Source organism: Alcanivorax sp., assembly GCF_014762765.1.
Lineage (GTDB): Bacteria > Pseudomonadota > Gammaproteobacteria > Pseudomonadales > Alcanivoracaceae > Alcanivorax.
The window spans coordinates 19055-30699 of sequence record NZ_JABURH010000183.1 but is presented as its reverse complement, the minus strand read 5'-3'; the positions used below and the strand labels follow the sequence as shown (position 1 = coordinate 30699).

Below are 11645 nucleotides of genomic sequence, written 5' to 3'. Positions count from 1 at the left end.
GATTTTGCCAAGAAGGAAATATCCATGGCCAAGATCCATGTGGCCGACACCCTGCACAAGGCTGCCGATACGGCGATTCAGCTGTGTGGTGCCCGCGGCTATTCCAAGGACACCCTGCTGGAGTGGATTTACCGCTATGCCCGGCAGGCGCGTCTGGTGGATGGTGCCAGCGAAGTGCACAAGATGGTGCTGTCACGATTCTACCTGAAAGAGAAACGCGATTTCTTTCAGTGGGGTTGATCTCGTCCTGTTGGCAGTAATCCTGTCATTCAGCCCCTGCCCCAGTGTGCCGTCATCCGGTCGAGGTGGCAGGGGAGCTATGATCCGTCTGTAGATTAATTGCGAGCTACCACCTGGCGTGGCTTAAAGTCCCATCTCCGCTATGCCTTTTCTTGCGCCTGACCAAGGCGCGGTAATCAGTTTCTTCCTCCCTCTCCCGACAGTCGTATCGGTGGCCTGCAAGATTTTCGTTTGTCATCTGCGGTCATCATTGCCTGCAATATCATGTCAATCCGGAAGTGCTTGTTTTTTCATAACTGTGATAATCTGCAAAAAATTGATGTGACTTGCGTCACGTATTGCCCCGGGGCGGGTGACAGCCGCAACGCTAGTCACGAACCGGCCGCTGCTTGGGGCCGTGTGCTGGGGCGAGCCAGAAACAACAAAAAGAAAAGCGCAGTTCTACGGGGGTAGTCGCGCGATCGCCATTTTAACGGGTTGTGGGGAAATGCATCATGCTGGATCAATACACCAGACATCTCTATATGGAGAAATGCCTCAAGGGCGCGCTCATCATCGTGCCACTGTCTTTGCTGGCCGTGCTGGTGGCGATACTGATCGCCGGCTGACTGGCAGTGAGGTGGCGGCAGCAAATCCGGGACGGGTTATTGGGTATCCGCTACCGTTTGCCGGTAGCTCAGGGCTTCGCGCAGATGGTCCCGGTCGACGGTGTCTGTCCCGGCCAGGTCGGCGATAGTTCGTGCCACCCGGGCGCTGCGGTGCAGGGCCCGGGCTGACAACCCCATGCGGGTCATGACGCTGGCCAGCCAGTCCCGGTGAGGGCGCAGCAGCGGGTCCAGATCATCGCTGCCCAGTTCCCGGTTCAGCCGTCGCTGGCGCTGCCATTGCCGTTGCCAGGCCTGTCGGACCCGGGCGCGGACTGTGTCACTGGTTTCGCCCTGCCGATCACCGAGCAATTCCCGGGCTTCCACCGCAGGCACGTCAAGGTGCAGGTCAATGCGGTCCAGCAAGGGTCCGGACAGCTTGTTCTGATAGCGTTTGGCCTTGTCGCAACGATAGCCGCATCCCTTTTCCGGGTCGCCCAGATACCCGCAAGGGCAGGGGTTCATGGCGGCGATCAATTGAAAGCGGGCCGGAAAGGTCAGCTGCTGGGCGGCACGGGCAATACTCACCTCGCCGGTTTCCAGCGGTTCGCGTAATACCTCCAGTACCCGCCGATCGAACTCCGGCAATTCATCTAGAAACAGGATGCCGTGGTGGGCCAGGGAAATTTCTCCCGGGCGCGGGTGGCTTCCGCCGCCCACCAGGGCGGTGGCCGAAGCAGTGTGGTGGGGCGCCCGGTAGGGGCGCTGGTGAAACAGGCGGGCCGGGCGGGGTTGTTTCAGGGAATGAATGGCCGCCACTTCCAGTGCCTGTTTCGGGTGCAATGGCGGCACCAGACCCGGCAGCCGTGAGGCAAGCATGCTTTTACCGGCGCCGGGCGGGCCGCTGAGCAACAGGGAATGGCCGCCGGCGGCGGCAATCTCCAATATCCGCTTGGCAGCGGCCTGGCCGCGGATTTCTGAGAGGCAGCCGCCCTCATAGGTAATGGCTTCCGGTGCCGGGTGATCGTGAAATGGCAGCGGAGACTGGCCCACCAAATGGGCTGACACCTGAGCGAGTTGGTCTCCGGCCACGGTGCGGGCGCCTGCCAGAGCCGCTTCATCCGCGTTGTTGCGGGGCACGATCAGGGTGCGGCCGGTGGGCTGGCAGGCCAGGGCGCAGGGCAGCATGCCGGGTACCGGGCTCAGGGAACCATTTAATGCCAACTCACCGATAAATTCGTATTGGTTGCTGTCCAGCTTGCCGAGCTGGCCACTGGCCAGCAGGATGCCCAGGGCAATGGGCAGATCAAACCGGCCGCCATCCTTGGGCAGATCCGCCGGGGCCAGGCTCACGGTGATGCGCCGCTGGGGGAACTCGAAGCCGCTGTTCACCAGTGCTGAGCGCACCCGGTCCCGGCTTTCCCTCACCGCGGTGTCACCCATGCCGACAATGGTGAAGGCCGGTAAACCCGGAGCCAGATGCGTTTCCACCCGCACTTCACGGGCCTGGATTCCGAGCGGGGCGCGGCTGTAGAGCAATGCGTGCGTCACGGGGTCTCACAGAATTCAGGGGTTGCGAGCCAGTGTACGGGGAGAAGGTGGCGGTACGTGTGCGAGGTTGGCGGCGGCAGATGTAGGAAATCGGACTTTCTGTGGGAGCGATGCCTGCATGGCGAACACCCGCAATCGCGAGCAGGTTCGCATGTCGTAGATCCCCTGGGGGGCAAGCATAGCTCCTACGGGAAAATACCGGGCGTCAGGCGTCCGTTGTTTTCTCCAGCTCCGCCACCTGTTTCTCCAGCGCTTCCAGTTTTTCCCGGGTGCGCATCAATACCTGCTGTTGAATATCGAACTCTTCCCGGGTGATCAGATCCAGGCGGCTCACGGCTTCCGCCAGCACGCTGCGTACATTGCGCTCCACTTCGTTGCGCAGGCCGCCCAGGTCGGTGGGCAGACGGCCACTGATGTCGGCCATCAGGCGGTCGATAAAGGGTTGGTCAGGCATCGTGAATCTCCATCGGGGACCAGGGGCAATGGCTGGCCCGGGCCGCCGGGAATGCGGTCTGTGGCGGCGGTGCTTGTATTGGTGAGCGGATGGTAGCACGGTGTCCGCTGGCGCGGCACCGGCGGTGCAGGGCAGCAGCGCTGCACCAAGTTGGAACCCGCCCCAAGGTGGTGCGCTATAATGGCGCGCCGAACCCGTTTCCTGAACCGGGATCGGGATATAACCCACTGAAAATGCATGATTTTCTAAACCTGGCATGGGTCGTGCACTTATTGGGTCAGAGCGTTCGAGCAAACTGTGGATCGGGAACCATAACGGGGCTCGAAGTGAAACGGACGACACCGGACGCGGTGAAAGCTGAGGAGAATGAAATGAAACTGGTTACTGCCGTAATTAAGCCGTTCAAATTGGATGACGTGCGTGAAGCACTCTCCGAGATCGGCGTGCAAGGCATCACCGTTACCGAGGTGAAAGGCTTTGGACGCCAGAAAGGTCACACCGAGCTGTACCGGGGTGCCGAGTACGTGGTGGATTTTCTGCCCAAGGTAAAAATCGAGGTGGCCATTGCCGAGTCCTCTCTGGACCAGGTGATTGAAGCCATCGCGAAAGCTGCCAATACCGGCAAGATTGGTGACGGCAAGATCTTCGTCACCTCCCTGGAGCAAGCCATTCGTATCCGTACCGGCGAGACCGGCGAGGACGCGATTTAAGTTTTACCGTGTTGTAAATCGACCCATGCCAGGGTTTAGAGAACACGCTTCCATTTTCGGAGGGTTGCATTGTGGAAAATCAAATTTTTGAACTTCAGTACGCCATGGACACCTTTTATTTTCTGGTGTGTGGCGCATTGGTAATGTGGATGGCTGCCGGCTTTGCCATGCTGGAAGCCGGTCTGGTGCGTGCGAAAAACACCACCGAAATTCTCACCAAGAACGTGGCGCTGTTTGCCATTAGCTGCATCATGTACCTGGTGTGCGGTTACGCCATCATGTACGGCGGCGGCATCTTCCTGGACGGTATCGAAGCCTTCGATCTGGCCGGTGTGCTGAGCGCATCTACCGAGAACGGATTCGATGGTGATTCCGTCTACTCTGGTGCTTCTGACTTCTTCTTCCAGGTAGTGTTCGTGGCTACCGCCATGTCCATCGTCTCCGGTGCGGTTGCCGAGCGCATGAAGCTGTGGGCCTTCCTGGTCTTCGCGGTATTCATGACCGGTGTGATCTACCCGCTGGAAGGTTCCTGGACCTGGGGTGGTGCCGACGTGTTTGGCATGTACAACCTGGGCGACCTGGGCTTCTCTGACTTTGCGGGTTCCGGCATCGTTCACATGGCTGGTGCTGCTGCTGCGCTGGCGGGTGTGCTGCTGCTGGGTGCTCGTAAAGGCAAATACGGTCCGAACGGTGAAGTGCACGCTATCCCCCTGGGTACCTTCATCCTGTGGATGGGCTGGTTCGGCTTCAACGGCGGTTCCGTACTGAAGCTGGGCGATGCTGCAAGCGCGCACTCTGTGGCCATGGTGTTCCTGAACACCAACGCTGCCGCCGCTGGTGGTGCTGTTGCTGCCCTGATCGTTGGCCGCATCCTGTTTGGCAAGGCTGATCTGACCATGCTGCTCAACGGTGCGCTTGCCGGTCTGGTTGCCATCACTGCCGAGCCGTCTACCCCGACTCCGCTGCTGGCTACCCTGTTCGGTGCCGCTGGTGGTGTGCTGGTAGTGTTCAGCATCCTGACCCTGGACAAGCTCAAGATCGACGATCCGGTCGGTGCCATCTCCGTACACGGTGTAGTTGGTCTGCTGGGTCTGCTGCTGGTACCGGTTACCAACGGTGATGTGTCCTTCTCTGGTCAGATCATCGGCGCCGTCACCATCTTCGTATGGGTATTCGTGGCCAGCCTGATCGTCTGGGGCATCCTGAAAGCCGTCATGGGCATCCGGGTTTCCGAGGAAGACGAGTACGAAGGCATGGACATCGCTGACTGCGGCATGGAAGCCTACCCGGAATTCGTGAAAGGTTAATCCTTCACAACGATTTCCTTGAAATGACAGGGCGCCTTCGGGCGCCCTTTTTTTGTTTTCAAAAATCCCCCTCAGGTTATTGGCGGCGCTCTTTCTGATGGGGATCAGAGGCGCTTGCCCCCTGTGCTATGATGCCCCCTTTGCCGCCAGCTGCTTGCCGACACCATGACCGAAACCACTGTTATCCGCCTCCGCAAGAATGAAGAGCGCCGCCTTAAAGCCGGCCATCTGTGGGTCTATGCCAACGAGATCGACACCCGCCATACCCCGCTGCGAGATCTACCCGCCGGCGTTGCCTGTGTGGTGGAAGATAGCCGGGGCAAGCCGCTGGGCCGGGCCCTGCTCAGCCCTCATTCACTGATTGCTGCCCGTCTTTACAGTCGGGATGTGAAGCAGGAGCTGTCGCGCAGCTTCTTCAAGAAACGCATCGAACAGGCACTGGCCCTGCGCGAAACGCTCTTCGAAGAACCAAGCTACCGGTTGATCTTCGGTGAAGCCGATGGCCTGCCGGGCCTGGTGGTGGATCGTTTCGGTGATGTACTGGTGGTGCAGACCGGCTCCGGTGCCATGGAAGCGCATCTGGAGACCATCGTCAGTGCCCTGGATGCGGTACTCAGCCCCACGCATATCATTGCCAAAAACGAAGCGGCGGCCCGGGAAATCGAGGGCATGGAGCGCTACACCAAGGCATTGAAAGGGGATCTGGTCGACGAAGTCTCGCTCACCGAAAACGGCGCCCACTTTGTGGCACCGCTGGCGGAAGGCCAGAAAACAGGCTGGTTCTATGATCACCGCAGTGCCCGCCAGGCCATGGCGCCATTGGCCAGGGGAGCACGGGTGCTGGACGTGTTTTCCTACTGCGGCGGCTGGGGCGTGCAGGCAGCACTGGCAGGAGCAGAATCAGTGACCTGCGTGGATGCTTCGGAAACTGCCATCGACTATGTGCACCGCAATGCCGAACTGAACGGGGTAGCAGGCAAGGTGGGCAGCATCCAGGGCGATGCCTTTGCCGCCATGAAGCAGCTGATCGCCGATGGCGAAAAGTATGATCTTGTCGTGCTGGATCCGCCGGCGTTCGTGAAGCGCAAAAAGGATTTCAAGAACGGCCTGGCCGGGTATCACGCCATCAATGAGCTGGCCCTGCGCCTGATCAAGCCGGGCGGGTACCTGATCTCTGCTTCATGCTCCATGCACATGCCGGCAGACCGCTTGCTGGAAGTGATCCACAGCAGTGCTCGCCACATTGACCGTAGTGTGCAGGTGATCGGTTACCAGGGGCAGGGGCCGGATCACCCGGTGCACCCGGCCATTGTGGAAACCTCCTACCTGAAAAGCTGGTTCTGCCGGATCAACTTCTCTCTGTAGGCCGACGCGAGCCGGGCTGACTCACTGGTATGACTGAGTCAGCCTTGGGTTTTCTCCAGATTCATCAGAAAATCCGCGATCAACCGGTTGGCCCAGCTTCGTGGTCGCCAGCCTTCAAAGTAAGCGCAATGGCTCCCTCTGCGGGTAATCACCAGCAGGGTACGGGGCAGGTCCCGCACCAGCGATTCGTATTCGCGCACATTGCCGATCACACACACCGGATCGTCTTCCGCGTTCAGCACCAGCAGAGGGATAGTGATCTGCTTCATGACAACCATGGGATTGCTGGCTTGCAGGAAATCGGCGTGGCTGTGGTAACCGGCGATTTCATGGAGGTGGGTATGAAACGCATGCAGATCCGGGGCGCTGGCACAGGCGTTATAGGTTTGCAGTTTGCTGAACGCCTCGGCATTGGCGGTGACAAAGGTGCGTGCCAGTTTGCGGGCCATCATGCGGTTGTAAGGTTGCCGGGCGCGCCGGAACGCCACCTCGATGTTGTAGCCGGGGCAATAGGCCATGGCGCCGCGAAACGGGGCGTTTTCTCCTTCTTCGCCCAGGTAGCGCACCAGTAACCCGGAACCCGCCGAGATGCCTACGGCATAGAGGGGAGACTGCGGATAGCGTTGCTGAATGACAGCGAGTTGTTCGCGCAAGTCATCGGTGTCGCCCATGGTGTTGATGCGAGGTGCGGTCAATGGCAAGTCGCCGTGGCCGCGCCGGGTGCAGACCACCACCCGCCAGCCTGTTTGCTGATGAAGGTCCCTTACCAGCCCGCGCATGCTCTTCGGTGAACCGGTAATGGTATGCAGGACCAGCAGGGTGGGGGTGTCGGCGGCGGTATCCAGACCGATCCAGTCCAGTGAGGTGGTACCACCGTCACGCATGGTGAGCATATCGGTGTGGGAATAATCCAGCGCCGGGGAAAAGGTTTTTTTCATTCCCAGCACTATCAATTGCAGGTGAGTGTTGAACAGCCAGGGCGTGGGGAAAAACCGTTGTGATAACTGCGGTAGCCGGGTCAGCATGTCCCGGTTAAAGCCGGTATCCCGGAACACCAGCTGCGGCTTGCGCGCGGCCGTTTTCAGGTAGTACGCCACGGCAAGGCTGGCTAGCAGAATGACGATAATGATAGTCACTGGTACGGCGCTCCATGCGGTAGGAAGTGAACGTGCCGGGTTTCCGATGAATCGTCAATGGCCGGCCCGGCAACTGCGCAGCCGGATGATCGCGGCCAAACGGCCGCTCCCACGGTGATGCGATCAGGCTTTTGTGGGAGCGGCGGGGCCGCCGCGACAGAGGCTGTTATTTCAGTTTTTCCAGCATGGCGGCCATGCGGGTCCGTACCACTTCAATGGCCTTGTAGGGGCGGATCATGACTTTGAAGTCGATGATCTTTCCGTCTTCATCCCACTGGATCATGTCCACGCCGTTGACGGCGATGCCGTCCAGTTCGACGACAAATTCCAGCACGGAATGCCTGCCGTCATGGACTTCACGAACATAACGGAAGCTGTCGTTGAGCAGCACATGCAAGGCCGCTGTCAGGTAGGCATTGGTCAGTGTCTTGCCGGTTTGCGGTGTATGCACGAGCGGTGAATGGAACACTGCCTGATCGGCAATCAGCTCACTGAGCGCCTGTGGGTCGCGGTTTTTTACCACTGCGTGCCAGGCATCAATATTCGCCATGGATTATCTCCTTCAGGCCGCATTCAATGCGCGGCGCGCCTGTTCGTATTCGTCCGCCAGCCGGGCGATAGCGTCACCGGCGCTTTGGATGGCGTCCACAGCACCGATGCCCTGGCCGCAGCCCCAGATATCTTTCCAGGCTTTCTTGTCGGAATCGCCGCCGGAGCCGAAGTTCATGGCAGACGGGTCGCTTTCCGGCAGATCGTTCGGGTCCATCCCTGCGTTGACGATGGACGGTGCCAGGTAGTTGCCATGCACCCCGGTGAACAGATTGCTGTAGACAATATCGTCCGCACGGCTGTCCACGATCATCTGTTTGTAGCCCTGGGCCGCATTGGCTTCTTCGGTAGCAATGAACATGGAACCGATGTAGGCCAGGTCCGCGCCCATGGCCTGGGAGGCCAGCACACTGCGGCCGTTGGCGATGGAACCGGACAGGGCCAGGGGGCCATCAAACCAGGTGCGCAGTTCCTGGATCAGGGCAAAGGGAGACTGGGTACCGGCATGGCCACCGGCGCCAGCAGCCACGGCGATCAGGCCGTCGGCGCCTTTCTCGATAGCCTTGCGGCCGAAGCGATCGTTGATCACATCGTGCATCACCATTCCTCCCCAGCCGTGAACCGCCTGGTTCACTTCCACGCGGGCGCCCAGTGAGGTGATCACCATCGGCACCTTGTACTTCTCACACAGCTCCAGATCCTTCTCCAGGCGGTCGTTGGAGCGATGCACGATCTGGTTGACCGCAAAGGGGGCGGCGGGTTGGTCCGGGTGGTCCCGGTCCCAGGCGGCCAGTTCCTCGGTAATGCGGTGCAGCCATTCGTCCAGTTGCGATAAAGGGCGGGCATTCAGGGAAGGAAAGGAGCCGATGATGCCGGCCTTGCACTGGGCCAGCACCAGATCCGGGTTGGAAATAATGAACAGGGGTGAGCCCATCACGGGCAGGCGCAGGCGGTCAGCAATAGAAGCGGGCAGGGACATGACGGGTCCTCCAGTAATTGATTTACCCTGTAAAATTTACACCGTATAAGTTAAAGGTCAAGTCATGCCGGCCCAGGCCGCTGAGCGAATCGGTCAATGCTCCAGGGTAGGGGGATTCACACGCATGCCCGCATACAGGGTGCGCATGATCTTCTCGCGCAGGGTGTCGCCATCCATGCCGCGCAGGCCGCTGGCCAGCTCCAGCACTACGATGCCGTGCAGGGTGGCCCAGAACATATAGCCGATCAGCTGGGCGTCGCCTTCCAGCAGCCCGGCGTCAATCATTTCGCGCACGTAGGCCACCATGGTTTCCTGGGCACGGAGATTGGCCTGACGCAGCTCCGGGTAACGCTCTTCGTCGGGCTGGGTGAACGAGAAAATCAGCTGATAGGCCGCCGGGTAGGTCTTGGCAAAGGTCACATAGGCATCGCCCACGGCTCGAGCCTTGGCGCGGGCATCCGGGGCTTGCTGTACGGCTTGTTCCAGGTTGGCGGAAAAACGGTGGAAGGCTTCTGCGCGCACGGTGGCGAGGATCTCGTCCTTGTCCTGGAAATAGCGGTAGGGGGTCATCGGGCTGACGCCGAGGGTGCTGGCGATCTGACGCATGGTCACATTCTGCGGCCCCCGTTCGATAAACAGCCGGGTGGCCACATCACAGACCTTGTCGCGGAAAGCGGCAATTTCTTCATCGGTTTTGGGCTTCTTCGCCAAGGGGGATGCTCCGGGGCCGGGGGTTGGGCTTACAGTGTAAACGAAGAGCGGGCCGTCGCCGAAACCCGCCAGCCATATGCCGGTTGGGTGAACAGTGACATCCTCCCTTGGGCCCTTCGGCCTCTGTGGTTATGATGCCAGTGTCTTGGCAGGGGAATGGCTGTGAGCCGAATCTTGATTGTGGATGATGAACCGCGCATCGCGGAGCCGCTGATGTTTGCGTTGGAGCGCGAACATTTCTCGGTGGACCATGTGCCGCTTGGCCAACAAGCGCTTGGGCGTCTCACCTCCCGGGCCTTTGATCTGGTGGTGCTGGATGTGGGTCTGCCGGATCTGAACGGCTTCGAGGTGCTCAAGCAGCTGCGCCAGTCCAGCCAGGTGCCGGTGTTGTTCCTCACCGCTCGCCAGGATGAGGTGGATCGCATCCTGGGTCTGGAGCTGGGCGGCGACGACTATGTGACCAAGCCGTTCAGTCCCCGCGAAGTGGTGGCGCGTATTCGTGCCATTCTCAAGCGGCTTGCTCCTCGCGCCGATGACAGTGCCGCCAGTTTGTGGCAACTGGATGAGGCGGGTGCGCGGATCCTGTTTCGTGGCACCGAACTGGCACTTACCCGTTCCGAATTCCGTATTCTCTCCGCCCTGCTGAAACATCCCGGCCAGGTATTCACCCGGGCGCAATTGCTGGATATCTGCGACAGTGATGAAGACAGCTTCGAGCGTAGTGTGGATACTCACATCAAAACCTTGCGTGCGAAATTACGCCCATTGGATGGTGAGAATCTTGTCGCTACTCGCCGCGGTATCGGCTATTACATTGAGAGCGACGCCGAATGAAACTCGGGCAGCGCCTGCTGGTTTTCTATTTCCTGATTCTCGGGCTGGTAGGTTGGTTCGTGCTGGATATGGTGTTCGGCCAGGCCAAGCCACTGGTGCGCCAGTCCGCCGAAGAAACCCTGGTAGACGCAGCCAATCTGCTGGCGGAAATCGTTGCCGAGGATGCGCATAACGGCGAAATCGTGATTACCCCGTCCTTGCGTCAGGCGCTCAATCGTTATGCCGGGCGCACACCGGATGCGGATATCTGGGGGCTGAAAAAAGATCGCACCCACACCCACATTTATATTACCGGCCCCACCGGTCTGGTGTTGTTCGACTCCAGAGGAAAAGATGAAGGCCAGGATTTTTCCCGCTGGAACGATGTGCATCTGACCCTGCAAGGGCGCTATGGGGCACGCACCACTCGCAGCGATCCGGATGATCCTTCCACATCGGTGATGTATGTGGCCGCGCCAGTCCGCGATAGTGGCAGCCTGATCGGAGTGATCAGCCTGGGCAAACCGGGTCGTGCCATTGAGCCCTTTGTGCAACGCGCGGAGCGTCATCTGATGTTGTATGGCGGTCTGGCCCTGTTCGGTTGTTTGCTGCTTGGAGTATTGCTGGCCTGGTGGCTCAGTCGCCGGGTCAACCGTTTGCGCCGCTATGCGGAGGCGGTGGCCAATAACGAACGCCCGGCGCCGCCGGTATTCCGGGGTAACGACGAAATTCGTGATCTGGCGGATGCGGTCACGTCAATGCGTCGACGTTTGGAAGAACGGGCGCGGCTGGAAGACAACGTGAGCCTGCTGACTCATGAAATGAAAAGCCCGCTGGCGGCCATTCGCGGCGCCGGCGAAATTCTTCATGATGAAATTAACGATCCGTCACTGACTCGCTTTACCGATAACGTGATCCACGAAAGCCAGCGCCTCAGCGACCTGCTGGACCGGTTGCTGGCCATGGCCAAGCTGGAAAAGCTGGAAAGCCTGCCGGCCCGCAAAAGTCCCGTCACTATTTCCACCCTGGTGGAAGACTGGCAGCGCAGTCGTTTTTCGCTACTGGCGGAAAAGCATCTGGACGTCAGCGTGAAAGACGGTGTGCTTCAGGCAGAAGCCGAAACCCTCAAGCTGGCTCTGTTCAACCTGCTGGATAATGCCCTGCGGTTTGCCAACGCGGAAACCACCCTCACAGTGCAAGTGGCAGGAGATCGCCTGACTGTGGAAAACATCGGTCCGCCCATCCC

Annotated in this window: 12 protein-coding genes; 6 read left to right on the top strand and 6 right to left on the bottom strand. The window is 59.8% G+C overall.

Features of this window, described 5'->3' with window-relative positions:
• On the top strand, window positions 1-240 hold a 240-nt coding region (locus tag HUJ17_RS13840; protein ID WP_290511240.1), incomplete at its 5' end, for an acyl-CoA dehydrogenase family protein.
• A 644-nt stretch (window positions 241-884) separates the two neighbouring features.
• On the opposite strand, the gene HUJ17_RS13835 is transcribed toward HUJ17_RS13840, so the two are convergent.
• Both HUJ17_RS13835 and HUJ17_RS13830 read right to left on the bottom strand, forming a co-directional pair.
• A complete protein-coding gene (locus HUJ17_RS13835) occupies window positions 885-2375 on the bottom strand; it encodes a YifB family Mg chelatase-like AAA ATPase (RefSeq protein ID WP_290511239.1) in 1491 nt (496 codons plus the stop codon).
• A 205-nt stretch (window positions 2376-2580) separates the two neighbouring features.
• Complete coding sequence (locus tag HUJ17_RS13830) at window positions 2581-2829, bottom strand: accessory factor UbiK family protein (RefSeq protein WP_035250611.1); 249 nt, start codon at window positions 2827-2829, stop codon at window positions 2581-2583.
• A 371-nt stretch (window positions 2830-3200) separates the two neighbouring features.
• Here HUJ17_RS13830 and glnK point away from each other — a divergent pair, with 371 nt between their 5' ends.
• The 3 genes from glnK to HUJ17_RS13815 all read left to right on the top strand — a co-directional run bounded on the left by glnK (window position 3201) and on the right by HUJ17_RS13815 (window position 6211).
• Window positions 3201-3539 carry a P-II family nitrogen regulator gene (gene glnK / locus HUJ17_RS13825; protein WP_008930504.1) on the top strand — a complete coding sequence of 113 codons (339 nt, stop codon included), beginning with the start codon at window positions 3201-3203 and terminating at the stop codon, window positions 3537-3539.
• 71 nt (window positions 3540-3610) lie between these two features.
• Window positions 3611-4846, top strand: a complete 1236-nt coding sequence (locus tag HUJ17_RS13820) for an ammonium transporter (RefSeq protein WP_290511238.1) — start codon at window positions 3611-3613, stop codon at window positions 4844-4846.
• Window positions 4847-5011: 165 nt separating this feature from the next.
• Window positions 5012-6211: a class I SAM-dependent rRNA methyltransferase gene (locus HUJ17_RS13815; RefSeq protein ID WP_290511237.1), complete on the top strand. Its 1200-nt coding sequence runs from the start codon at window positions 5012-5014 to the stop codon at window positions 6209-6211.
• Between the two features lie 38 nt (window positions 6212-6249).
• On the opposite strand, the gene HUJ17_RS13810 is transcribed toward HUJ17_RS13815, so the two are convergent.
• From HUJ17_RS13810 to HUJ17_RS13795, 4 genes are all read right to left on the bottom strand, one after another.
• On the bottom strand, window positions 6250-7347 hold the full coding sequence (locus HUJ17_RS13810; protein WP_290511236.1) for an alpha/beta fold hydrolase: 1098 nt from the start codon (window positions 7345-7347) through the stop codon (window positions 6250-6252).
• A 166-nt stretch (window positions 7348-7513) separates the two neighbouring features.
• Window positions 7514-7897, bottom strand: a complete 384-nt coding sequence (locus HUJ17_RS13805; RefSeq protein WP_290511235.1) for a nuclear transport factor 2 family protein — start codon at window positions 7895-7897, stop codon at window positions 7514-7516.
• Between the two features lie 12 nt (window positions 7898-7909).
• The gene (locus HUJ17_RS13800) at window positions 7910-8875 is read right to left on the bottom strand and encodes a nitronate monooxygenase family protein (protein WP_290511234.1); all 966 of its coding nucleotides are present in this window, start codon (window positions 8873-8875) and stop codon (window positions 7910-7912) included.
• A 93-nt stretch (window positions 8876-8968) separates the two neighbouring features.
• Window positions 8969-9586 carry a TetR/AcrR family transcriptional regulator gene (locus HUJ17_RS13795; protein WP_290511233.1) on the bottom strand — a complete coding sequence of 206 codons (618 nt, stop codon included), beginning with the start codon at window positions 9584-9586 and terminating at the stop codon, window positions 8969-8971.
• A gap of 162 nt (window positions 9587-9748) precedes the next feature.
• Between HUJ17_RS13795 and creB the strand changes: the two genes are divergently transcribed.
• Together creB and creC are read left to right on the top strand one after the other, a co-directional pair.
• A complete protein-coding gene (gene creB, locus HUJ17_RS13790; protein ID WP_290511232.1) occupies window positions 9749-10420 on the top strand; it encodes a two-component system response regulator CreB in 672 nt (223 codons plus the stop codon).
• Window positions 10417-11645 (top strand): two-component system sensor histidine kinase CreC (gene creC, locus HUJ17_RS13785; RefSeq protein ID WP_290511231.1); only part of this gene is annotated, 1229 nt, incomplete at its 3' end. The genes creB and creC, both read left to right, overlap by 4 nt.

Bases quoted from the DNA above. Each gene is read 5' to 3' on its own strand.
- HUJ17_RS13830 (WP_035250611.1), bottom strand. From the start codon at position 2,829: ATGCCTGACCAACCCTTTATCGACCGCCTGATGGCCGACATCAGTGGC.
- glnK (WP_008930504.1), top strand. From the start codon at position 3,201: ATGAAACTGGTTACTGCCGTAATTAAGCCGTTCAAATTGGATGACGTG.
- HUJ17_RS13815 (WP_290511237.1), top strand. From the start codon at position 5,012: ATGACCGAAACCACTGTTATCCGCCTCCGCAAGAATGAAGAGCGCCGC.
- HUJ17_RS13805 (WP_290511235.1), bottom strand. From the start codon at position 7,897: ATGGCGAATATTGATGCCTGGCACGCAGTGGTAAAAAACCGCGACCCA.
- HUJ17_RS13800 (WP_290511234.1), bottom strand. From the start codon at position 8,875: ATGTCCCTGCCCGCTTCTATTGCTGACCGCCTGCGCCTGCCCGTGATG.